Here is a 21,964-nt window from a genome sequence, read left to right as displayed (position 1 = left end):
TGAATTGTGTAAAAAATAAACAAAAATGCAAAATACATATTGTAATATTAATTTTTTGTGATAGAATCCCGCACAAAATTCAAATTACAAGGTGAGTTTATGTCAAAATCATTTCTTTTTACTTCGGAATCTGTAACCGAAGGACATCCAGACAAAATGGCTGACCAAATCAGTGATGCGGTGCTTGACTACATCATTGAGCGTGATAAAAAGGCGCGTGTAGCGTGTGAAACACTCGTGAGCAATGGCTTTTGCGTAATTGCAGGTGAGCTCAAAACTCACATTTACGCCCCTATGCAGGACATTGCGCGAAAAGTAGTGCAGGAGATTGGCTATACTGATGCGCTCTATGGCTTTGATTATCGCTCTGCTGCGGTGCTTAATGGCATTGGTGAGCAAAGCCCAGATATTAATCAAGGCGTGGATAGAGAAGATGGCGAGATTGGTGCGGGCGACCAAGGGCTAATGTTTGGCTATGCGTGTAGAGAAACGCCCTCACTTATGCCACTGCCTATTTGGCTCTCTCATCGTCTCACAGAAGGTTTAGCGGCAAAGCGTAAAGATGGCACTTTGCCTTTCTTACGCCCTGATGGCAAAAGCCAAGTAACCGTGCGCTATGAAAATGGCAAACCTGCAAGTATTGATACGATTGTTATCTCAACGCAGCACAGCCCGGAAACACAACAAAATCATCTTAAAGATTCTGTGATTGAAGAAATCGTGCAAAAAGTGCTACCAAAGGAATTTTTAAACGATAATATCCGCTATTTTGTGAATCCCACCGGAAAGTTTGTTATCGGCGGACCGCAAGGCGATGCGGGACTTACAGGGCGTAAAATTATCGTAGATACCTATGGCGGAAGCTGCCCGCACGGCGGCGGTGCTTTTAGCGGAAAAGACCCAAGTAAGGTAGATAGAAGCGCAGCGTATGCAGCGCGCTATGTCGCTAAGAATCTTGTCGCTAGTGGCGTATGTGATAAAGCAGTCGTGCAAGTAGCCTATGCTATCGGCGTGGTAGAGCCTGTATCAATTTTAGTTGATACGCAAGGCACAGGAAAAGTTGAAGATTCTAAACTCACTGAATGCGTGAAAAAGGTATTCCGCCTCACACCAAAGGGTATTATAGAATCTTTAGACTTACTCCGCCCTATCTATCGTCAAACCGCAGCCTATGGACATTTTGGGCGGGAGTTGCCAGACTTCACTTGGGAGAGAACAGATAAAGTTGAGGCAATTAAGGATTTTTGCGGTATTAAATAGTTTCTACAAAACAGGCGAAATTCTAAAAGCTTACTCACTTTGGGGAATCTCGTACAACAGGGTATAAAGTATAATGCAGGATCTTTCTAAATCCTACCTTGAGGGCGCACAGAGTGCGCTACCTCGCCGATATGGTATAAAAGTAGGCAAAACCTTTCTCTATGGCGCACCGGGTGTGGGCAAAAGTGCATTAGCACTTTTATATAGCAAGGGGCATAAAAATACGCTCTATATTAATTGCGAGGATTGTCGCACCGATATAGAATCTGCAAATGCCTTTATTCTCAAATCCTACCTTGAGCGCAAACTCGAGCTTCTCATCATCGATAATTACACACCTCATATTTCTTTACCAAATCTCAATCACATTATCCTTATCGCAGATTCTCTCACGCTCTGTCCAGAGGACTTCAAGCCAAAACATATTCGCGCCCTAAGCTTTGAAGAATATGTGAGTTTTGATAATAAAAATCTCTCGCTTCATCACCTCTTTAACGCTTTTTTGAAAGAGGGCAACCTCGCTAAAGTCGCCCTGCTCCCTACATATCAAAAGGTCTTGTATAAACAGGATATGCTCAAACTTGCCCTTTGGAATGACTTTAACCTATTTTGCGCCCTGCTCCCACTCCAAGCACAAAAATTCAGCACGCACCACATTTACACATTACTAAAAAAATCACATAAAATCTCAAAGGATAGAATCTACCCACTCCTGCGCTCACTGCAAGAGCGAGGCATCATCCACTTCGTGCCCCACATCACAAACGCGCATAAGAAGCTGTATTTTTATGATTTCACGCTCCCGCTTTGCGTGAGGATTGAAAAAAACCTACAAGCTATGCTAGAAAATATGCTCCTCTTAGAACTTTATCACTTTTGCGAGAGATTCAATGTTAGCACAGAGGTGAGCTATGGGGATATGGGGGAATTTGTTTGTGCACTTGGCGTGTTTCTCTTTCTCCCCTTTGCCACAAGTGAAAGTATAGAATCTAAGCTTACAAAGCTCAATGCACCCTATACAAGTATTTTCATCATTACTTTTGATTTCGAGGGAAATGGAGAGATACACGCTCCACAACCCTTACAATGGGTAGCGATGAGTTTTATTAACTTTGCCTTAGAATTTAGTATAGATTTGATTTAGAATCTCACTCTAAAATCCCGCAGGGTAAGACTTATAACTATCAACAAAGGCAAAAAATTATAAACTCCTTGCGTCAAGGGCGCGATTGAGCGTTTTATTCAAATCTCGCGCTAGGGTCGGATTGAGCTCTCGTAGCTTCTCCTCTGTCTTTACGATGAGTTCAGTAGAAGTATTATGATGAACCGTTATCGCAAAAAGAAAACTTCTCTTGCGGTAGTCGCTTAGCTCGAGCTTGTCATAGTTTTCAAAAAAATTATCCGCGGCTTCTGTGAGCTTAGTAAGAGTGCTTCGTGGATTATCTAAAACCTTCATAATTTCTTCGATAGTTACAATACCTTTTTCTTCGTTTTCAGATTCTAGTTTTTTTGGTGCTGGACCAAAGAGCCACAGCATAGTTACTAGCACAAAAATCGCTACACAAAATATACTTACAAGCATAAATACACTATCTGGTGATAAAACCATAACATTCCTTAATATTATTTTATTAAAGCAAAACGATGATTTTAACATAATATTATGCTATTGTGGATAAAATTGCGCGATAAACAAACCTTACACATCAAATTTGTAGAATCTTAAGCACAATCTTGCCTTGCTTACTTGAAGCATAGCTAAAGTATGCGCGGTAAAATAGGAGTAGATATGGACTATGTAGAGCTTGCCAAGACCTATAAAACGCCCCTTTATGCGTATGATTTGGCGCATATCACAAATGCCTTTAATGCTATAAAGAACGCTTTCAAGGCGCGAAAATCGCTTATTTGCTATGCATTAAAGGCAAATTCTAATCTCTCTATTATTCATCACCTAGCTCAACTTGGGAGCGGAGCGGATTGTGTATCTATCGGTGAAGTAAGACGCGCTTTAAGAGCCGGGATTCCTAAATATAAAATTATTTTTAGTGGTGTGGGGAAAAGCGATAGCGAGATTTTAGAGGCTTTACAAAGTGATATCTTATTTATCAATGTCGAGAGCGAAGAGGAATTATCCCGCGTAGAATCTTTAGCAAAAAATATCGATAAAGTTGCGCGTATCTCTGTGCGTGTGAATCCAAATATTGACCCAAAGACCCACCCCTACATCTCCACAGGTTTGCACGAGAATAAATTTGGCGTGGATATTGAACAAGCAAAGGCGATGTATATTTTTGCAAAAAATGCTAAAAATCTCGAGCCAGTGGGGATTCACTTCCATATTGGCTCACAGCTCACAGACCTAGAACCAATTAGGCAATCCGCGCAAAAAATCGCAGAACTTGCCCATAGCCTCCTTGCACTCAAAATTGATTTGAAATTCTTTGATGTGGGCGGTGGCATTGGCATACGATATACTAATGAATCTTTGATTGAGCCATATGACTATGCACAGGCGATTCTAAGCGCATTGTATGGGCTTGACTTGACAATTATTTGCGAACCCGGGCGATTTTTGGTGGGAGAAAGTGGCGTGTTGCTTACAAGTGTGTTGTATGAAAAACACAATGGAGCGAAACGATTTGTGATTGTTGATGCGGCTATGAATGATTTAATGCGCCCATCGCTGTATAATGCCACGCACGAGGTATGCCTTGCAAAAGAAGCTAAAGATACACAGGATCCTAAAAATATAGAGGATTCGCAGAATTCTAAAATCACACAAGATTCACAGAATTTGGCAAATGCACCCGAGTCAAACAAAAGCCTATGCGATGTCGTGGGACCAATATGTGAGAGTAGCGATTTTCTCGCAAAAAATGCGCTTTTACCTCCACTCAAAGCTGGAGATGTGCTGATGATAAAAAATGCCGGTGCATATGGAGCGAGTATGGCGAGTAACTACAATACGCGTCCTCGTCCTGCCGAAGTAGCTTTTATGGGAGAAGATGTTCGCATCATTAAGCATAGAGAATCTCTTGATGATATAATGAGAGATGAGGCAGAGTTATTACAAAATTATAAAGATTTTAAGTGTGATTGAGGGAGAGCAGCAAAATGCAAGAAAACATATTACAAGAGCTACGCGCACAGATTGATAAAGTCGATGATGCGATTTTTGATGCATTAGAAAAGCGTATGTTGCTCGTGGCACAAGTGGGTGAGTATAAGCATAAATATGGTGGTGCGATTTATCGTCCCGAACGTGAAAAGCAGATTATCCAAAGGCTTGGCACAAAAAATAGCAGATTTATGAATTTACACGCGATTGAGGCTATTTATCAAGAGATTTTTGCAATTTCGCGCAACCTTGAACTTCCTCAAAAAGTCGCCTTTTTAGGTCCTATTGGCAGCTACACGCATCAGGCGGCAGAAGAACGATTTGGCGCAATGAGCGAATATATACCACTTAATACCATTAGTGCGGTATTTGAGGCATTATGCGCCAAACGTGTAAAATACGGCGTTGTGCCACTTGAAAACAACACAAATGGAATGGTGGGCGAGAGTATCGACCTACTTGCTCGGTTTGACTGCAAGATTATTGCGGATATGATTTTACCTATTCACCATAGCTTTTTGAGTAATTGCGAACATTTAAGCGAGATTAAAACCATTTATTCTAAGGATATTGCTTTTGGGCAGTGTCGTAACTTTCTCAACGCGCATAATCTTCACCACATCGAGCAGATTCCCACAGATTCTACCGCGCGCGCGGCGCAGCTTGCTGCAAACAATCCAAACAGCGCGGCGATTGGCTCAAAAATCGCTGGTAAGATATACAAACTACCCTTGATGTTTGAGGATATTGAAGATTCTACAAACAACAAAACGCGCTTTGCCATTATAAGCGATTTTGAAATGGCACCGAGTGAAAGAGACAAAACCTCGCTTTTTGTAAATCTTAAAGAAAAAGACCAAGTGGGGGATTTATTTCGGCTACTCGGTGATTTTGAAAAAGAAGGCATTAATCTTACACGCATAGAATCTCGTCCTGTGCGCGATAGTAACGACTTTAGAATGGGATTTTTTATCGATTGCGAGGGACATTACAAAGATGCACCATTGCAGAGACTGCTAAATAAACGAGCTGATGAGATAAAATGGCTTGGGAGTTATGTTTTCACAGATATGCGGGAGTAGAAATGATAAATTTTAAGTTATTAGAATTAAGCGATAGGGCGGTTTTACAACCTTTTGTGAGCGTGCAAGGGCGGTGGATTGCGGATACAAGCTTTACAAATATGTTTATGTGGCGACACGCACGGGAGATTAGCTTTGCCTTGCTACAAGGGCATTGTGTGATTCAAACGCGCTACCCAAATGCAAATCCCTTTATTTTTTATCCTCTAGGAAAGGGGGATAAAAAGCCCATTATCGAGGCACTTATTGCGTATTACAAGACTTTGAATCTCCCACTTGAGTTTCACTCACTCACACAAGAAGAATGTGATGAGCTAGCACGCGACTTTCCGGGACAATTTGAGATAGAAAAGCAACGTGATAGATTTGATTATATCTACAATACGCAGGAGCTTATCTCGCTCACTGGGCGCAAGTTTCACAAAAAGAAAAATCACCTCAACCGCTTTTATCTGCAGTATCCACAAACAAAATTTGAAACTATAAGTAGCACAAACATTGATGAAGTTATTGCTGTAAATAACTTATGGTATAGCAATGCAAACAAAGATGACAAGGGATTGTATTTTGAGAATCTTGGCATAAATGATTCACTCACATATTTTGACGAGCTGAGTTTGCAAGGTGGAATTTTGCGTATTGATAATGAAATCGCCGCTTTTAGCTTTGGTGAGGAGCTTGATAAAGATTGCGCATTGATACATATTGAAAAGGCAAATATCATATTTAATGGCGCATATCAGGCGATTAATCAAGCCTTACTCAAACATACTTTTTCGCACACGCAATATGCTAATCGCGAGGAGGATTTAGGCATAGAAGGGTTGCGTAAGGCAAAGCTTTCCTATCAGCCCGCATTTTTGCTAGAAAAGTCGAATGCGAGGTTTAAAATGTGAAAAAAATAGGTTTCTTTTTTATTGATATTATCGTTCTTTGTGTGCTCGGAGGGATGTTTTTTATCCTGCAAAACAATGGGCTTGTGTGGTTTAATATGCCTAGTGATAAGTCTTATCCCATAAAGGGCGTAGATGTCTCTGCCCATCAAGGACATATTGAATGGAAAATACTCAAAGAGCAAGGCATTAGCTTTGCCTTTATCAAAGCCACAGAGGGTAGCAGTTGGGTGGATAAACATTTTTCATATAATTTCGCCTCCGCAAGAGATTCTGGGCTATATGTGGGGGCATATCATTTTTTTAGCTTTGATAGCAGCGGACTTACACAGGCAGAGAATTTTATTCGCAATGTGCAAGATTCTAAATTGCCTAAGAGCTTGCCGCCTGTAGTAGATATAGAGTTTTATGGCACAAAGGCAAGCAATCCTCCAAGCGCTCAATCTGTGTATAAAGAGCTTGATAATCTTCTCTTGCGCTTAGAGCAATACTATGGAGTGAAGCCTATTATTTATACTACGCCGAGTTTTTATGATATATATTTACGCGGGCGATATAAAGATAATCCATTATGGATAAGGTCTGTTTTTTTCGCGCCAGATTCTCTATGGGCGCGACTCTTTAATGTATATTTTGACAAAGACGCTTGGGTATTTTGGCAATACAATCCAAAGGGCATTTTAAAAGGCTATCGGGGTGCAGAAAAATACATTGATTTAAATGTATTTAATGGTGATGAAACAGATTTGAAGAGATGGATTCAAAACAATGCGCAAAGCTCTAAAAATCCCTAATTAAAGGAAATGAATGCAAAACATCATAAAGGAGCTTGATTTAAGCTTTCAATCAAGCGTAGATTATCTGCGAATATTTTACGATGTATATATGGATTCTCAAATAATAGAATCCAGCACAGATTCTCAAAGTTTAAAATCTCGCATAGTGGTGCAAATCGCACACGGAATGGTCGAGCATAAGGGAAGATATGAATGGGTAGGTATGCAGTTGGCACAAAAAGGCTTTGTTGTAGTCATTAACGACCATAGAGGACACGGCAAAAGCATAGATAGCACACACCCGTGGGGTGAGATGAAAGGCAAAACGCAGGGCTTAGGATATGCGGAAAATACAATGGATACAGAAAGCTTAAACAAGATGCAAAATGATGATTTACAAAATAATGCAAAAATATCAAATGCGCCACAAAAAGATACACAGAATCTCAGTGGCTTTATGCGCGCAGTGGCGGATATGCACGAACTTACTACGATTATCAAGGCACGTTTTAAACCCACGCATTATGTGCTACTTGGGCATTCTATGGGCTCACTTCTTGCCCGCTCTTACATTAAAAACTATCAATATGAAATAAATGCGCTTATTCTTTCGGGTTCGCCAGCATATAATCCACTTGTGAATCTTGGCAAATTTCTCGCGCAAATCCTGCATCAATGCGGTTTAGAATCTCGTGGCAAGGCACTCATAAATGGGCTATCTTTTGGGAGCTTCAATAAGCCATTTTTATGCAATAAGGACGAGGATAATACAAAAGGTGGCTTTGCGTGGCTTTGTCGCGATAAAGCCGTAGTTGAGGCATATAAGGCAGATAGCGCGTGTCAGTTTATCTTTAGCCTACAAAGTTTTATAGGACTTTTTGAGGGTATGAAATATGTCAATGATATGCAAGATTTAAAAGGTGAGGGTTTGCCACTTTTGGTTATAAGTGGCAAAAGTGATAGTTGCGGAAATTTTGGCGTAGGTGTAGAAAAAATTGCATATCAATACCAACAATGCGGTTTTAATATGGAGTTGATACTTTATGAGGGCGCAAGGCACGAGATTCTAAACGAGATAAATAAAGAACAAGTGCTAAGTGATATTATATGCTTTATAACAAAGCTAAGTAAGAAGTAGATACGCTCAAAGGAGTCGGCTACCTCTTTAAAGGAACTTTACTCTTATCCTCTCTCAAATCTCCTTGAATTGTCTGCAAAAGATGCAATGTGTTTGGCATTTGATATTTGAAGCATAGGAATTATTTTATCTTAAGTTAATTATGTGTAGCATTAATGCACTCAAATAAGCTTTCAGGGTGAAAGAAAACAAGTCTTCTTATAGGCTCATAAATTTTAATGAAGTCATTTTATGCAGAATTCAAAATCCTGTGTTTTTATGGGTAGCTTACCTATTGGCGCATTCTTTTTTATGCGACTTGAAAATGCTTTTTTATTAACAGAAAAAGGCGCATTGATAGAAGTTGTAAGTGATGTAGATAATTTAGAAAATGACCTTATTATGTGGTGTGCTTTTAAGGGTGAGGAGTTTGTCCAAAAGTGTGCAATAAGTCAAAATGCAGATTCTAAGGGTAATTTTGTGTATATCTTGTGCAAAAAATCCCCCACAAGATTCCAAAAATTTGATTGTCATTCTCACATAAGTCCATCGGTGCAAGGTTTAGCACCAAATGGTGTGCAAGTGGAATTGGCAAGTCCAAATTATCATTTTGGTATAGAATCTAATAATAATATTTGGAGCAGTAATGCTTTGCAAATTTATGAGGATTCTAAAAAGTCGCAATGGAATGCCACCACAGATATAAAATGGCAAGAAATACCAGAGTTTAGCCCAGCCCTGCAATTTGCAATCGCACAGATTATGACTTATTTAACTGAAAATGAGTTTTCAGCTCTGTATATCCCCGCACGATTTTTAGGGCAGATTTCACCCTTTTTCACGCCTATTCCGCTTTTACTCTCCTCTATTATCGGTGATGAGAGCCGACATATAGAATCTTTTATCAAAAGGGCAAATATTACAGGGCTTGGTGTGCAATACTCCACACTTACAACGCAACAAAGCCTTTTTAGCCTGTGGAATGAGAAAGATTATTTCAAATCTAGCTTTTTGCTGCATATTATGGGGGAAGGGACTTTTATTGATTTGTTGAAATTCTTAGAGGAGAGCTTTAGGGCATTAGGAGATGAGGCGAGTGCATATTTACTTGCTTTAGCAAGAAAAGATGAAAGTCGCCACGTTGCCTATGGAATCAATAATGTGAAACAAGCAATAGCGCAAAATCCTGCCAAAATTGCTGCCTTAAAGGAAGTCGTTTTTGCGCGTAAAAATTATTTAGATGCGCAAAGTGGCGAATCCTCCCTGCTTTTAGAATCTATGGCTCTATTGCGTGGAGGTGGAGAGGATAGCGTGTTAATTTCAAATGGATTTGAGGAGGTGCAGGAATTAAAGAAAAAAATGGAGAAAAATCGCACAAAGCGGCTTGTGGAATGTGGCATTGATGAGGAACTTGCCCTTGATTTAAGCAGGGCTCATACACCTAATTTTATGTAAGGAGAAAATATGTTAAGTTTGGAAAACTTAGAACAAAAAGCAGCGGAGTTTGGCAAGGCATTTGTTGCCCCTCATACAGAATCTATTGACAAAGAAGCAAGATTCCCAAAAGAAGCCTATGATGAGCTCAAAAAGCAAGGGTTTATGGGATTATTAGTGCCTAAAGAGTATGGCGGAAGCGGTGGAAATTGTCTTAATCACGCGCAGGTGTGTTATACTTTAGCGCAATTTGACGCTTCTACTGCACTTTGCTATATGATGCATAATGTTGCAACGGCTTGTATTGCGACTTTTGGGACAAAGGAGCAAAAAGAGGAATTTTTGCCAAGAGTAGCAAAAGGTGAGATTTCTTTTGCTCTTGCTTATAGTGAAAGTGGCTCTGGGACACATTTTGGGTTGCCTGATATAACAGAGACAGAAGCGGGAGAGTATAGAATCTTAAAAGGGCGGAAAAGCTTTGTAACTTCGGCTCAACAAGCTAACTATTATCTTACTTATACAAATTCTTGCAAGGTAAATGGTGGTAAAAATAATTGGATTACACCCAATAATGCGGAGGGTATTTATCACGAAGAGGGCGTGTGGAATGGGTTAGGTATGCGCGGAAATGTCTCAAAACCTGTGCAATATAATGATGTGAAGCTTCATACAAAACAATATTTGCTTGGCATTGACGGAGAGGGTGAAGCACAAGCTGGAGTTGTAGCAATGTATTTTGTCGTGGGACTTGGAGCAGTATATAGTGGCGTTGGCAAAGCTGCCTATGAATGTGCACTTAGTCATTGTAAGAGTAGAAAATATACTGATGGCTCCTCTTTGGCAGATAAAGAGTTAGTGAGAATCCATATCGCAGAACTCTATACCAAAACGCAAAGCCAAATTGCACTGACAAAAGAGGCTGCAAGGGCATTTGATAATAAAGAATCTGATGCAATGTGCAAAATATTTGCGTGTAGGATTAACGCCACACAGCTTGTTATGGACATTTGTGCTCTTGCAATGCGACTTGGTGGAGGAAAAGCTTATAGTAAGCTCTTGCCACTAGAGCGATATTTGCGAGATGCGTTCGCTTCACAAGTAATGGCGCCAAGTCTTGATATTTTACAAGTGTGGCTCTCTGATGCACTTTTACCAAAGGAGTAAATATGAAGTCAATTTTAGTAGGTGCAGTGGCGTATGCGCCACAAATTGTCCCTATTTGGGATACGATTAGGGAATATGCTAATGATTATTTTAAAGATATAAGGCTAGATTATGTGTTATTTAGCAACTATGAGCGGCAAGTGCAGTGGCTTAAAGAGGGAAAAATAGATATTGCTTGGAATACAAATGTGGCTTTTATCCGCTCTAGGCATTGCACAAATAATGGTGCAGAGGCAATTTTAATGCGCGATACTGATGTTGGCTTTAAAAGTGTATTTGTAGCCAAAAGAGATACAATGAGGGGCTTAGAGGATTTGAAGGGTAAAAAATTTGGTTTAGGGAGTTTAGATTCTGCTCAAGCGGCGATTATGCCTTTATTTTATTTGCAAAAAAATGGATTTAAACTGCAAGAAATTTCTCCTGCTTTGCTTGGTAGCGCACAGGTGGAAAGTGGGAGTGTGGGGATATTTCGCTTTAATAGCGATGTGGGCAAACACGGCGATACAGGGCGAAGTGAATTTGATGTGCTGGATAAAATAAAAAGTGGAGAACTAGATGCAGGAGCGATTGGCTCTACTACTTGGGTGAGGGTTATGCAAGAGGGAAATTATCCTCAAATGGTGAATTTTTACACAAGCCCTGCTTATTGTCATTGTAATTTTACAACCATAAAAAGTTTTGATTCTTACTTAAAAAGAAGCTTTGTAGAAATGATGAAATCACAAAATGCCCTTAAAAATGACCCAAAAATTGCACATATGATGAGTTTAGAGGGACTTAATGAATGGGTTTTATGCAATCAAGATGCACTGAAGGGTTATGAAGAGATTGCTCAAGCAATGGGAGAACAACATCTCTTAAATTTACCCCACTCTTAAACTTAATGGGGTTTGTGTGCTTCCAAGAAAATAGCCATATAGTCTCCTTTAGGGAGGCTTACAATCTGTTTTGTAATTATTTAATTAATAATAATTCTTAAGATTGATTTTATTTATTTTGTTATATACTTGTAATTATAAAAATGATTGCAAAGGAGAGTCAATGAAAAAATGTTTATTATCTTTTACTCTGTTAGGAGTAATAGCTCAAATAGCTTTAGGTGATGAGATAATTTCAGATTCTAAATCTGTGAATCTTAGCAAATCTATCGTATATGGCTCTATGATGAACACGAGACTTGATGAACTTAATCGTAATGTTTATGAGATTGATAAAGAAAACATTATTGATAAAGGTTATCGTTCTACTACTGATATTTTTTCTTATACACCTTTTGTTGGGTTGGCAAATGTCGGTTTAGGAAGCAATCTTGATTTAAGGGGGCAAGGTAATCGTGCGAATACTTCTGTGCAGGTGTTGATAAATGGTATATATTCTAATATGCTAGATAGCTCCCACGGCGTTACGCCACTCAACACTCTTTCACCAGCAAGCATCGAATCTATTGAGATTTTGCCAGGTGGAGGAGCTGTGATGTATGGAAATGGCACAAGAGGTGGTGTTGTAAATATCATCACACAAAGGCGATTTGCTAAACCATTTTTTAGCGCAGGGCTTAGTTATAGCAATATCATTGCTTCCACAGGCAATAGTTATAATGCCGATGCGAAATTTGGCACAAAAATAGGTGAGGATACTCATATCTCGCTTGGGGTGGCATATATCAATCGTGAAGGTCCTAGGATAAATGACAAAACAAGTGGTGGGCAAGTTAATATGGGTATTATCAAAGATTTTGCGGGGGGGTCTTCTCTTAGCTTTGATATAGATTATTTTATAGGTTTGATTGATACAACGCCTAACAACTCCTTTATGGATAGAGCAAACCCGAGCAAAAGCGATAGAAAAAGTGCAGGAAATGGGGATTTACACAATAAACAACAACGGCTTGATGTGAGTGTGGGCTATAAAAGTAAGATGAGCGAAAATGCAAATTTTGACCTCAAAGCCTTTTATCACCTCAATAGAATTAGCTATATAGATTCTATAACACGCCTAAGTCAATATATAGCCTATGGAACTTCTTGGAGTGGGACTTATGCCGACCAAAGTGGCTCTTTATTTGATGACCAAAAGGCTGGACTTATAGCAAAATATGACGTAAAGCACAAGAATGGACATTTTTATTTGGGATTAGAATCTATTTATAATTATGGAAAACGCGTAATGAATCAATACATATGGGCTACCGGTGGAGTTGTAAATAGTATGAATAGTGGCAATCCAATGACTTATAGACACGCGATGAATATCCCATTTGAGGGGAGCAAATGGAGCAATGCACTTTATGTGTTAGAAAAATATGATTTTACAAAAGACTTTTCACTCACAGGTGGGGTGCGATATGAAGTAGCCACATATAAAGCTGATGTTATTTATAACACACAAGGTGGATTATATGATGCAAATACTGGAAGTGTGTTTAATCCTATAATAAATACCATCATTAGTAGTGCAAATGGAACAAAAGGTAATCTAGAAGATACACAGCATAACTTTGCCTTCGAGATTACACCAAATTATCATTATAGAGATTCTGGTAATGTGTATGCAAAATATGAGAGAGGATACTTTTCTCCAAGCCCAAACTCACTTTTAAGAAGACAAAGTAGGACTTATCTTCCCACTGATTTGAAAAAAGAAACTTATGATACCTTTGAGCTAGGTTTCAAAGATTTTGTGGGTAATGTGGCAATGGTAAGTGCGAGTGCATATTATACATTGACACAGAATGAATTTTATACCATTGGTAACGCTCATAGTGTTTCGGGTGTGCAGTATGGCAATTATGACAGGACACAAAGAGCAGGTATAGAGGCTTTTTCAGAACAATATCTCTTTGATGGGAGATTATCTTTAAGCGAGAGTTTTACTTATATCGATGCACGGATTCTTAAAAATAATAACGTGAGCGTGAAAGATAGGATTCCATATGTGAGTAACTATAAAGGCACTTTTGGTTTTAATGTTGCATTAAGTAAAATTTGGCATTTATGGAATCAGAATACATTCTATGGTAGTCAAAAAGACATAAGTGGGGATACGATTAAGGCTTATTCTCTTACAGATATAGGCTTAAGCGCGAAATTTGGGGATTTATCTTTAAGCGGAGGCGTGCGAAATGTCTTTGATACATTTTATTATAGCTACTACAATGGCGATGCGAGCGATAGCATTGCAGGATATGGATTTTTAATCGGGCAAGGACGCAGCACATTTATTGAGGGGCGATATACATTTTAGTAAAATTTATTATGTTTATAATGCTTGACTTTCGTTAGAAATAGCAGTATGATGCCAGCCGATAGTTTCCGTGAACCTCAAAAGTTTTATCTCTAGCAGTTGATCTTCCACGGCGACTATCCAAGCTAGAGATAAAACTTTGAAGCAAATTTGCTCATAGGACTCTTTCACTGAAAAAGCTAAACTCTAGACTTTTTTTGGAAGAGTTCCTATCTCCTTATATTTTCTACGCAATGAGTTACTGTATATTAAATTAATCTTAAGGAACAACAATGCCAAAACTTGTAATATTCAGTGGAGCAGGATTAAGCGCGGAATCTGGACTAGAAACATTTAGGGATAATGGCGGATTATGGGCGCAGTATGACCCTATGGAAGTCTGTAATTATGAAAATTGGCTAGAAAATTTTGCACTTGTGCATAGATTCTATAATTTGCGGCGTGAGGAGCTAGGCAAAGTCCAACCTAATGCTATGCATAAGTTTTTAGCCACACTTCCTCATAGTCTCAAAGCAAAGCAAGATATAGAGGTGATTCACATCACGCAAAATGTTGATGATTTGCTAGAGCGCGCCGGAGCAAGCAATATCATTCATTTACACGGGCAATTAAGCAAAATTATATGCCCCAAATGTGAGTATATCTTTGATATAGGATACACTCATTTTGAGCCACATAATTGCCCAAATTGTGGCTATGAAAAGCTCAAACCTTTCATTGTGTTTTTTTATGAGAAAGCACCGCAATATGCGACAATGTATGAGATTTTTGAATCTTTAAATTTTAGGGATTGCGTGCTAGTTATTGGCACAAGCGGTAATGTTGTAGATATTAGCTCTATCCTTGCACGCTGTGAATACAAACACAAGATTGGCTTAAAAATCCTCAATAATTTAGAGCCCTCAAATTCCATTGCAGAATCTGTATTTGATACGATTTATTATAAACCTGCTACACAGGCAATAGAGCAGATACAAGAGGCACTTTGTGATTTTTTTAATGAGGGTAAAAACTAGATTGGGCTTTTAGAATGCGGTGGTTTCTATCTATATATAGAATCCTCGCAATAAGCCCTCAAAGACTTATCTTAGAATCTCGCACAAGATTCTAAGACTGCAAAACTTTTAAAGTATCTACAAACTGCTTTATGTCTTAACGCTTCATTTGTGTGGGTTGAATATCTTTATTATCTGCAAGATTTTGTGCTTCTACCTTTTGCAACATCTGCACGAGTTTTTCGGCGGCTTCTCTATAACTCTGCGCAGACTTAGAATCTGGCTCGAAGAAAGTAATTGGTTTGCCATTATCCCCACCCTCACGCACCTTTGGTTCAAGCGGCACTTGTGCCAAGATCGCTGTATTGTAACTTTGAGCTAGGCTCTCGCTCGTGCCTTTGCCAAAAATATCATACTCCTCCCCGCAGTTTGGACAGATAAACCCACTCATATTTTCAATAATCCCTGCAATTGGCACTTTGAGCTTATCAAACATATCAAGGCTTCGTGCGCTATCATCAAGGCTTACCTTTTGTGGTGTAGTAACGATTACCCCCGCGCTCACAGGCACACTTTGGGCGAGTGTAAGCTGTGCGTCTCCCGTGCCCGGTGGCATATCAATCACAAGCACATCAAGTTTGCTCCATAGCACATCAGTTAGCATTTGCTCAATCGCACGCATAATCATAGGACCACGCCAAATGAGGCTCTGCCCCTCATCATAAAGCACCCCCATACTCATCATTTCTATACCAAAGGCTTTAAGCGGGAGGAGCTTTTTTTGCCCCTCATCAACCTGCGCCTTTGTCGCATTAAGCCCGAGCATTCGAGGGATATTAGGACCATAAATATCCGCATCAAGTAGTCCCACCTTTTTGCCCTGCTGTGCTAAGGCAATAGCGAGATTCACACTGCTTGTGGATTTCCCCACTCCGCCTTTGCCCGAACTTACCATTACAAAATGCTTAATATGTGGGGCGAGATTCTTCGCCTTTGGTTCTTTTTTGGGCGCGGGTTGGGGGATATTGATGAGCAGATTCAAAGTCTTATTTTGCAATACAGAATCTAGCTTTTGGCTAATCTCCTGCCTCAACTTTTCGCTTACCTCTGGTGCGCTTGAGGGTATATCCACGCGGATATTTACCGCATTTTCACTCACGCTTACTTCTTTGAGGAAGCCAAAACTCACAATATCTTTTTGAAAATTAGGGTAAATCACCTTTTTCAAAATATCAGTAATTTCTTCTTGCAATGCCATATCTTATCCTTTTTGTTATTTGTGTAGGCTCAAGGCATAAGCCGATGTGCCACGGACTAAAAAAGCGCGATTATAGCAAGTAAAATTTAATTTAGAATCTTGCCCCTTTCAATCACCAATATTTAAAGAACTATATTAGAATCTAAAGCACCTAGGCACTGCTTCAGTAGCAGATTCTAAACCGGAGAACTCTAATGCTTCTTGCGATTTATAGTGTATGTGTTTTTGTCCTCATCGGCTATATCGCTAAACTCCTGCGCCTTGTTGGCAATAAGCAAAGTGGAATCTTGCTTGGATTCTTACTTAATTTCGCCCTCCCCGCACAAATTTTTAATGGCACTTATCACGCCGAGATAAATACAGACTTTGCCCTTGTATGTGTAATAAGCTTCCTCTGCTCCCTAAGCGGTGGTGCAGTGCTTTTTATCATCGGCAAGATTGCAAAACTCCACCCCCATTCTATCCTTACTCTAAGCTTTATGGGCGCATTTGGCAATACGCTTTTTCTCGGACTACCTATCGTCAATGGCGCACTCGGCGAAGAGTATGCAAACAAGGTTATTATTTATGACCAAATTGTTACAGGCATTCCTATCGCCTTTCTCGCACCCTTAATCTTAAGTCTTGGCGGAAAAGGCGTTTTTAGCGCAAGAGCCATTACATCGCGCCTCTTTCGCAGCCCGCTCTTTCTTGCCCTCCTCTCTGGCTTGGTGCTGAAATTCATACCACTAGAAATACCTGATGAACTTTTTGTTCCGCTCAAAAGTCTAGCTCTTACTGCCACACCTGTCGCACTCTTTGCCATTGGAGTGCAGATGAGCCTAAGGGGCATTAAGGAGGAATGGAGACTCACCGCACTTTTGCTCTTTGGCAAAATGTTTATCGCGCCATTAGTTCTTTTGGCTATCGTGTTTATAGGCTTTGGTGGGTTTAATGATTTGTGGCGTATGGCACTTATTGAGGTAGCAATGCCCCCTGTAGTGAGTGCTGGTGCGATTGTGATTCGTGCGGGACTTAATGCAAAACTCGCCGTGAGTGCTATCGCTTTTGGAATCTTACTGAGCTTTGTGAGTGTGCCGCTGTGGCTTCAACTTACTTAAAAAATAGAATCTTAAACATTACTCATTTCATCTTGTGAATCTTGTGCCAACTCCTGCACGAGTGGGCGATTAAGAAGAGATTCTAAAAAAATAGTCGCATAACTCCCCTTTGGCAGACTAAAACATAGCTCAAAATGTGCCTTTTGCGCGATATATTCACTCTGTATATCCTCCGCCCACACCCACGCATACCGCCTCGAGCCGCTCGCCTTTATCTGCGTGTCGATATAGAGATTTTCACATAGAGCGGAAAGACCTTGCGCGTAGGTAAGTTTAGTGCCACAGAGTGCGCCTGTGGGAGCAATATCTCTTTGTATAAAGCGCGTAGATTCACTGCTTGGCTCCTCGCATATAAAAGCTTTACCAAAGGGATAATGGCACATAATATCACCATTAAGAAGTATAAAATGTTGCTTTTGATTCTGTAAATCTCCTAGCACCTGTGCGCTACATTCTTGTGCTAATGCCCTAAATGCGGGGATTTTAGAATCTTGCAATGCTTTTTGTGCCTCACTCACGCTAAAGTGATGCAAGATTTGAGAGAGATTAATACGCGCATTCAACCATTCATTAAACAGATGGCTTTGATAGCTTGAGATGAGAAAATTACTCATTTTTTTATTCTTAATATGCTCCTTTTTGTGCGCTAATGCCCTACCGCTTTGAAAATTATTGCCATCTTTACCAAATCGCTGGTCTCCAAAATAGTTTGGAAAACCACTTTGGGAAAGGGAGGCAAGGACAGATTCTATTTTTGTCGCACTAAGCGAGAGACATTTTTTCAGTCTCATAAAGAAGTGATTACCCTTCAAATGCCCGACTTTAAGCTTATTGTGATGATAGGCAATGTTTAGAATCTTCACTTGCTTTTGCTCCAAAAACACTGCGGCAGATTCTAATTTTGGACGCAAAGAGCGATGAATACTTATATATTGGTAAGTCATTGCGGATTTATCTTTAAGCCCTGCGTAGCCAATATCGCGCACCTTACACCCTAACACTTGCGAAAGTAAGTTCAAAAGCTCAAATGTGCTCAAACCCTTTTTTCGCACATACACGAGACAATGTTCCCCGCTCCCACTTGGCTCATACAGGGGGATTTCTTTTACCACAAAATCGCGCGGTGAAGGGTTGAAATGGCACTCAATCGGGCTGTGGCTAAAGGGATAGAGACGCGACATCAAATAATCGTGCGCTTAATGCTAGGGGATAAATGTGTAAGAATCTCATAACTAATTGTGCCAAAGGCTTTGGCTAACTCGCTCACATCATCAAAGACGCAAATGCGTGGCTCATCGCATAAACAAGAAAAACAATCCATTGACAAGCGAGGCAAGATTTGATAGCCCTTAGCTGTATGGACTTTGTGCTGCTCACTCACACGGAAAAAACCATCACCATAGCCAATATCATAGGTGCTAATCACACTCTCTTTTTCTAAGGTTGTGCAGCCACTATACCCTATACGCGCACCTGCACTCAGTATGCGTGTGGAAACCCTGTCGGCATAGAGTCTAGCGACTTTTTGAAGCTTCGCATTCAGTGGATTCTCAAACGCAGTGTCTAAATATCCATAGAGGGCGATGCCAATACGCACTAAATCATCGGTGATTTTACCCTCACTCGCTACACGCACAGCACCAGAGGAGCTAAGAGAATGGAATCTGGGCACAACAAAGCCATATTTTTGGGCGAGTGCTTTTGTGCGCTCCTTAATCTCTAAAAATCGCTCCTGTGTGTGTAAAAACTCATCATCAATATCATCGCCATAGCCATTGTGAGAAAACACCCCTACAAGATTCAATCCTCGCTCTAAAATCTGCACGATATAACTTTCAAGCTCATCTGCCTCTATGCCATTGCGATTCATTCCAGCATTAACCTTGAGCTCTACCCTTGTGCCTTTGGGCAAACTCTCAATATGCTCTCTAGCATTTATCACAAAGGCGATATGCGGGGGGAAATCACCCTCTGGCATTCCATACAATGCGGTGATATGAGGAAAATATGCACTCACGCGCAGGGCTTCATTATAATTTTTAACAAACACAGATTTTATCCCACATTCACGCGCAAGGGTGCTTATCTGCTCTAAGCCGTGCCCATAGGCATTGTCTTTCAAAACTGCCGCAAGTTCTACATTTGAACCAATGTGTGAAGATATGAGATGAAAGTTATGTTTGTAAGAATTGGAAGAAAGAGTAATTTCAGCCATTGCAGATTTTAGTATCTTAAGAAAGTATGGCGGGAGACCCCGCCACAGCTTGATTTATTTAGGTAATTTAGAGATATAATCTGCTAATACCTCAATATCACTATCACTCACATTTGCCATTTGTCCATACATAATAGCAGCTGAACCACCATTGTTTTCTGTTTTTGCTTTATAGCCCTTAAGCTTTTTAAGCAAATTTTCCTTTGCCATACCAGCAATTGTTACATCGCCTTTACTTCCGGGAGCAACTTTTTTCGCATCAGGTCCGTGGCAAGCGATACATTTCTTAAACTGAGCTGGAGCATCAGCAAACGCAAAACTAGCAAAACCCAAAAGAGTAAGAATAAGCAACTTTTTCATATCTAATCCTTTACATTGTTACTAAGATAAAAACAACAAGCAGATTCTACAAATTAAAGCTTAAAAACTTCTTTAAAGACTACTAAACCTTTACCCGAGCGCTTAAGGCGCGTGAAAGCGAAAGCTGGTCGATAGAATCTAGCCCAATGCCCGTTGGCACACCCTGCGCAATTTTACTAAAATGCACTGCATTTTGAATCTTATCCTCAACATAAAGCATAACCGCCTCATTTGCAAGGCTAGGGGAAAGCGCAAAAATCACTTCCTTGATAGATTCGGTTACGATTCTGCTATTAAGTAAAGCAAAATCAATCTCCTCTAGCTCTCCGCCCAAAACAAAATAACGCCCACCAAACTCCCCCATATCCTCGATTGTGAGCACATCTTGCGGACTTGCTACGATACACAACTCACCATTTTCGCGCGAAGATTCGGTGCAAATCTCGCAAATCTCACTCTCACTTAAACAAAAGCATTTTTGACATTTGCGCACCATAAGTGTGGCATTTTCAATGGCGTGGGCAATGTTTAAACCTAAGGGCTTATTTTCCATACACAAAGCATACGCCATTTTTTGCGCACTCTTTTTGCCAATGCTCGGTAGTTTTTCCATTGCATAAATGAGTTCATAAAATGCCTTAAGACTACTTCTGTATTGATTCATAATAAACCTTATATCCTTTTGGGGTAAAATCATATCGCAAAAATTTAACTTTACCTTATAAATTTTAGATACAATCCCACATTCAATTTAGAGCAAAAATTAGGAGCAGATTTTGGATACATTTGACTATTATGAAATTCTAGAAATCACGCGCACGAGCGATAAAGAGACGATTAAAAAAGCTTATCGCAAAATGGCACTGAAATATCACCCCGATAGAAACCCAGATGACAAGGACGCGGAGGAGCAATTCAAAAGAATAAATGAAGCCTATGAGGTGCTAAGTGATGATTCAAAGCGACAAATCTATGATAATTATGGCAAGGAGGGCTTACAAAACTCGGGCTTTAGTGGCTTTAGCGGGAGAGACTTTAGCGATATTTTTGGCGATTTGGGGAGCATTTTTGAATCTGCTTTTGGCGCAAATTTTGGCTTTGGCGGCGGACAAAAACGAAGCAAGGGTAAATACAATCTCGATGATATTATAAGCCTTGAGCTACATTTCAAAGAAGCAGTGTTTGGCTGTAAAAAGGAGATTCACAATCACTACAAAATCGCTTGTAGTGATTGTGGTGGAAATGGTGCAAAAGGTGGCAAGGTGCAACAATGTGCGGATTGTGGCGGCAAGGGACAAGTCTATATACGACAGGGCTTTATGACTTTCGCGCAAACCTGCCCTACCTGCAAGGGCGAGGGAACAAAAATTAGTGAAAAATGCCCCAAATGCAAGGGCAAGGGCTTTGAAATGCGTGAGGAGAGCTTTGAGGTAAGCATTCCAGAGGGCATTGATGATGGAAACAGAATCCGCATTGGTGGGCGTGGAAATGCTGACAAAAGCGGTAAAAGAGGAGATTTATACATTGCTATAAGTGTGGGAGAGGATGAAAACTATGTGCGTGATGGCACAAATGTGTATATTGAAGTGCCTGTGTTTTTTACCTCTATCGTGCTTGGCACAACGCTCAAGATTCCATCTTTGCGAGGAGAATTGGAGCTGAAAATTCCCCCAAATACGCGCGATAAAGAACAATTTGTCTTTGATAATGAGGGGATAAAAGATGTCAATAGTAGCTATCGTGGGAAGTTTGTCGCGCAGATAAAAATCACTTATCCACCAAAGCTCAACAATGAGCAAAAAGCCCTCATAGAGCAACTTGAAAAGAGTTTTGGCGTAGAGAGTGAGCCATATAAAAATCTCTTTGAAACTTGCTTTAGCAAGATTAAACAATGGATACATCATCACAAGGAGCATAAGGGCGAATAAGATTTTAAGCAGGATTCT

20 protein-coding genes are annotated in these 21,964 nt (G+C 40.1%); 14 read left to right on the top strand and 6 right to left on the bottom strand.

What is annotated here, in order from left to right:
* Positions 1 to 99 precede the first annotated feature (99 nt).
* Together metK and LS67_RS05150 are read left to right on the top strand one after the other, a co-directional pair.
* Positions 100 to 1,260, top strand: a complete 1,161-nt coding sequence (gene metK / locus LS67_RS05155; RefSeq protein ID WP_034325482.1) for a methionine adenosyltransferase — start codon at positions 100 to 102, stop codon at positions 1,258 to 1,260.
* A gap of 73 nt (positions 1,261 to 1,333) precedes the next feature.
* Positions 1,334 to 2,404 carry an ATP-binding protein gene (locus LS67_RS05150; protein WP_034325480.1) on the top strand — a complete coding sequence of 357 codons (1,071 nt, stop codon included), beginning with the start codon at positions 1,334 to 1,336 and terminating at the stop codon, positions 2,402 to 2,404.
* A 57-nt stretch (positions 2,405 to 2,461) separates the two neighbouring features.
* Here LS67_RS05150 and LS67_RS05145 read toward each other — a convergent pair whose 3' ends face one another.
* The gene (locus LS67_RS05145) at positions 2,462 to 2,869 is read right to left on the bottom strand and encodes a hypothetical protein (protein ID WP_034325478.1); all 408 of its coding nucleotides are present in this window, start codon (positions 2,867 to 2,869) and stop codon (positions 2,462 to 2,464) included.
* A gap of 156 nt (positions 2,870 to 3,025) precedes the next feature.
* On the opposite strand from LS67_RS05145, the gene lysA reads away from it, so the two are divergent.
* The 10 genes from lysA (at position 3,026) to LS67_RS05095 (ending at position 15,106) form a co-directional block, all read left to right on the top strand.
* Positions 3,026 to 4,363, top strand: coding sequence for a diaminopimelate decarboxylase (gene lysA, locus LS67_RS05140; RefSeq protein ID WP_416372874.1), 1,338 nt, complete (start codon positions 3,026 to 3,028; stop codon positions 4,361 to 4,363).
* Positions 4,364 to 4,377: 14 nt separating this feature from the next.
* The gene (gene pheA, locus LS67_RS05135; RefSeq protein WP_034325475.1) at positions 4,378 to 5,463 is read left to right on the top strand and encodes a prephenate dehydratase; all 1,086 of its coding nucleotides are present in this window, start codon (positions 4,378 to 4,380) and stop codon (positions 5,461 to 5,463) included.
* 2 nt (positions 5,464 to 5,465) lie between these two features.
* Positions 5,466 to 6,359, top strand: a complete 894-nt coding sequence (locus tag LS67_RS05130; RefSeq protein ID WP_034325473.1) for a DUF2156 domain-containing protein — start codon at positions 5,466 to 5,468, stop codon at positions 6,357 to 6,359.
* The gene (locus LS67_RS05125; RefSeq protein WP_034325471.1) at positions 6,356 to 7,150 is read left to right on the top strand and encodes a glycoside hydrolase family 25 protein; all 795 of its coding nucleotides are present in this window, start codon (positions 6,356 to 6,358) and stop codon (positions 7,148 to 7,150) included. The genes LS67_RS05130 and LS67_RS05125 overlap by 4 nt, the downstream gene beginning before the upstream one ends.
* A gap of 13 nt (positions 7,151 to 7,163) precedes the next feature.
* The gene (locus tag LS67_RS05120) at positions 7,164 to 8,270 is read left to right on the top strand and encodes an alpha/beta fold hydrolase (protein ID WP_034325470.1); all 1,107 of its coding nucleotides are present in this window, start codon (positions 7,164 to 7,166) and stop codon (positions 8,268 to 8,270) included.
* Between the two features lie 231 nt (positions 8,271 to 8,501).
* Positions 8,502 to 9,704 carry a ferritin-like domain-containing protein gene (locus LS67_RS05115; protein WP_034325468.1) on the top strand — a complete coding sequence of 401 codons (1,203 nt, stop codon included), beginning with the start codon at positions 8,502 to 8,504 and terminating at the stop codon, positions 9,702 to 9,704.
* Between the two features lie 9 nt (positions 9,705 to 9,713).
* Positions 9,714 to 10,847 carry an acyl-CoA dehydrogenase family protein gene (locus LS67_RS05110; RefSeq protein ID WP_034325466.1) on the top strand — a complete coding sequence of 378 codons (1,134 nt, stop codon included), beginning with the start codon at positions 9,714 to 9,716 and terminating at the stop codon, positions 10,845 to 10,847.
* A gap of 2 nt (positions 10,848 to 10,849) precedes the next feature.
* Positions 10,850 to 11,725, top strand: coding sequence for a phosphate/phosphite/phosphonate ABC transporter substrate-binding protein (locus LS67_RS05105; RefSeq protein ID WP_034325464.1), 876 nt, complete (start codon positions 10,850 to 10,852; stop codon positions 11,723 to 11,725).
* 163 nt (positions 11,726 to 11,888) lie between these two features.
* A complete protein-coding gene (locus tag LS67_RS05100; protein WP_034325462.1) occupies positions 11,889 to 14,090 on the top strand; it encodes a TonB-dependent receptor in 2,202 nt (733 codons plus the stop codon).
* A gap of 272 nt (positions 14,091 to 14,362) precedes the next feature.
* Positions 14,363 to 15,106 (top strand): SIR2 family NAD-dependent protein deacylase, encoded by a 744-nt coding sequence (locus LS67_RS05095; protein WP_034325460.1) that lies wholly within the window; start codon positions 14,363 to 14,365, stop codon positions 15,104 to 15,106.
* 136 nt (positions 15,107 to 15,242) lie between these two features.
* On the opposite strand, the gene LS67_RS05090 is transcribed toward LS67_RS05095, so the two are convergent.
* Entirely contained in the window at positions 15,243 to 16,343 is a 1,101-nt protein-coding gene (locus tag LS67_RS05090) for an Mrp/NBP35 family ATP-binding protein (RefSeq protein WP_034325459.1), read from the bottom strand.
* A 194-nt stretch (positions 16,344 to 16,537) separates the two neighbouring features.
* Between LS67_RS05090 and LS67_RS05085 the strand changes: the two genes are divergently transcribed.
* Positions 16,538 to 17,443 carry an AEC family transporter gene (locus LS67_RS05085; RefSeq protein WP_034325457.1) on the top strand — a complete coding sequence of 302 codons (906 nt, stop codon included), beginning with the start codon at positions 16,538 to 16,540 and terminating at the stop codon, positions 17,441 to 17,443.
* A gap of 11 nt (positions 17,444 to 17,454) precedes the next feature.
* On the opposite strand, the gene truD is transcribed toward LS67_RS05085, so the two are convergent.
* From truD to recR, 4 genes are all read right to left on the bottom strand, one after another.
* Complete coding sequence (gene truD / locus LS67_RS05080) at positions 17,455 to 18,624, bottom strand: tRNA pseudouridine(13) synthase TruD (RefSeq protein ID WP_081951442.1); 1,170 nt, start codon at positions 18,622 to 18,624, stop codon at positions 17,455 to 17,457.
* Entirely contained in the window at positions 18,624 to 19,658 is a 1,035-nt protein-coding gene (locus LS67_RS05075; protein WP_034325597.1) for an alanine racemase, read from the bottom strand. Before LS67_RS05075 ends, truD begins: the two co-directional genes overlap by 1 nt.
* Positions 19,659 to 19,712: 54 nt before the next feature.
* Positions 19,713 to 20,018 (bottom strand): c-type cytochrome, encoded by a 306-nt coding sequence (locus tag LS67_RS05070; RefSeq protein ID WP_034328167.1) that lies wholly within the window; start codon positions 20,016 to 20,018, stop codon positions 19,713 to 19,715.
* 82 nt (positions 20,019 to 20,100) lie between these two features.
* Positions 20,101 to 20,682, bottom strand: coding sequence for a recombination mediator RecR (gene recR / locus LS67_RS05065; RefSeq protein WP_034328165.1), 582 nt, complete (start codon positions 20,680 to 20,682; stop codon positions 20,101 to 20,103).
* A 112-nt stretch (positions 20,683 to 20,794) separates the two neighbouring features.
* Between recR and dnaJ the strand changes: the two genes are divergently transcribed.
* Positions 20,795 to 21,946 carry a molecular chaperone DnaJ gene (gene dnaJ, locus LS67_RS05060; RefSeq protein WP_034328163.1) on the top strand — a complete coding sequence of 384 codons (1,152 nt, stop codon included), beginning with the start codon at positions 20,795 to 20,797 and terminating at the stop codon, positions 21,944 to 21,946.
* The last annotated feature ends 18 nt before the right edge of the window (positions 21,947 to 21,964 follow it).

Source organism: Helicobacter sp. MIT 03-1616 (genome assembly GCF_000765685.2).
Taxonomy (GTDB): domain Bacteria; phylum Campylobacterota; class Campylobacteria; order Campylobacterales; family Helicobacteraceae; genus Helicobacter_C; species Helicobacter_C typhlonius.
Note: the sequence above shows the minus strand (reverse complement) of the source record. Positions and strands in the feature narration are given on the sequence as shown.

Bases quoted from the DNA above. Each gene is read 5' to 3' on its own strand.
- metK (WP_034325482.1), top strand. From the start codon at position 100: ATGTCAAAATCATTTCTTTTTACTTCGGAATCTGTAACCGAAGGACAT.
- LS67_RS05150 (WP_034325480.1), top strand. From the start codon at position 1,334: ATGCAGGATCTTTCTAAATCCTACCTTGAGGGCGCACAGAGTGCGCTA.
- LS67_RS05145 (WP_034325478.1), bottom strand. From the start codon at position 2,869: ATGGTTTTATCACCAGATAGTGTATTTATGCTTGTAAGTATATTTTGT.
- lysA (WP_416372874.1), top strand. From the start codon at position 3,026: ATGCGCGGTAAAATAGGAGTAGATATGGACTATGTAGAGCTTGCCAAG.
- pheA (WP_034325475.1), top strand. From the start codon at position 4,378: ATGCAAGAAAACATATTACAAGAGCTACGCGCACAGATTGATAAAGTC.
- LS67_RS05130 (WP_034325473.1), top strand. From the start codon at position 5,466: ATGATAAATTTTAAGTTATTAGAATTAAGCGATAGGGCGGTTTTACAA.
- LS67_RS05120 (WP_034325470.1), top strand. From the start codon at position 7,164: ATGCAAAACATCATAAAGGAGCTTGATTTAAGCTTTCAATCAAGCGTA.
- LS67_RS05115 (WP_034325468.1), top strand. From the start codon at position 8,502: ATGCAGAATTCAAAATCCTGTGTTTTTATGGGTAGCTTACCTATTGGC.
- LS67_RS05110 (WP_034325466.1), top strand. From the start codon at position 9,714: ATGTTAAGTTTGGAAAACTTAGAACAAAAAGCAGCGGAGTTTGGCAAG.
- LS67_RS05105 (WP_034325464.1), top strand. From the start codon at position 10,850: ATGAAGTCAATTTTAGTAGGTGCAGTGGCGTATGCGCCACAAATTGTC.
- LS67_RS05100 (WP_034325462.1), top strand. From the start codon at position 11,889: ATGAAAAAATGTTTATTATCTTTTACTCTGTTAGGAGTAATAGCTCAA.
- LS67_RS05095 (WP_034325460.1), top strand. From the start codon at position 14,363: ATGCCAAAACTTGTAATATTCAGTGGAGCAGGATTAAGCGCGGAATCT.
- LS67_RS05090 (WP_034325459.1), bottom strand. From the start codon at position 16,343: ATGGCATTGCAAGAAGAAATTACTGATATTTTGAAAAAGGTGATTTAC.
- LS67_RS05085 (WP_034325457.1), top strand. From the start codon at position 16,538: ATGCTTCTTGCGATTTATAGTGTATGTGTTTTTGTCCTCATCGGCTAT.
- truD (WP_081951442.1), bottom strand. From the start codon at position 18,624: ATGTCGCGTCTCTATCCCTTTAGCCACAGCCCGATTGAGTGCCATTTC.
- LS67_RS05075 (WP_034325597.1), bottom strand. From the start codon at position 19,658: ATGGCTGAAATTACTCTTTCTTCCAATTCTTACAAACATAACTTTCAT.
- LS67_RS05070 (WP_034328167.1), bottom strand. From the start codon at position 20,018: ATGAAAAAGTTGCTTATTCTTACTCTTTTGGGTTTTGCTAGTTTTGCG.
- recR (WP_034328165.1), bottom strand. From the start codon at position 20,682: ATGAATCAATACAGAAGTAGTCTTAAGGCATTTTATGAACTCATTTAT.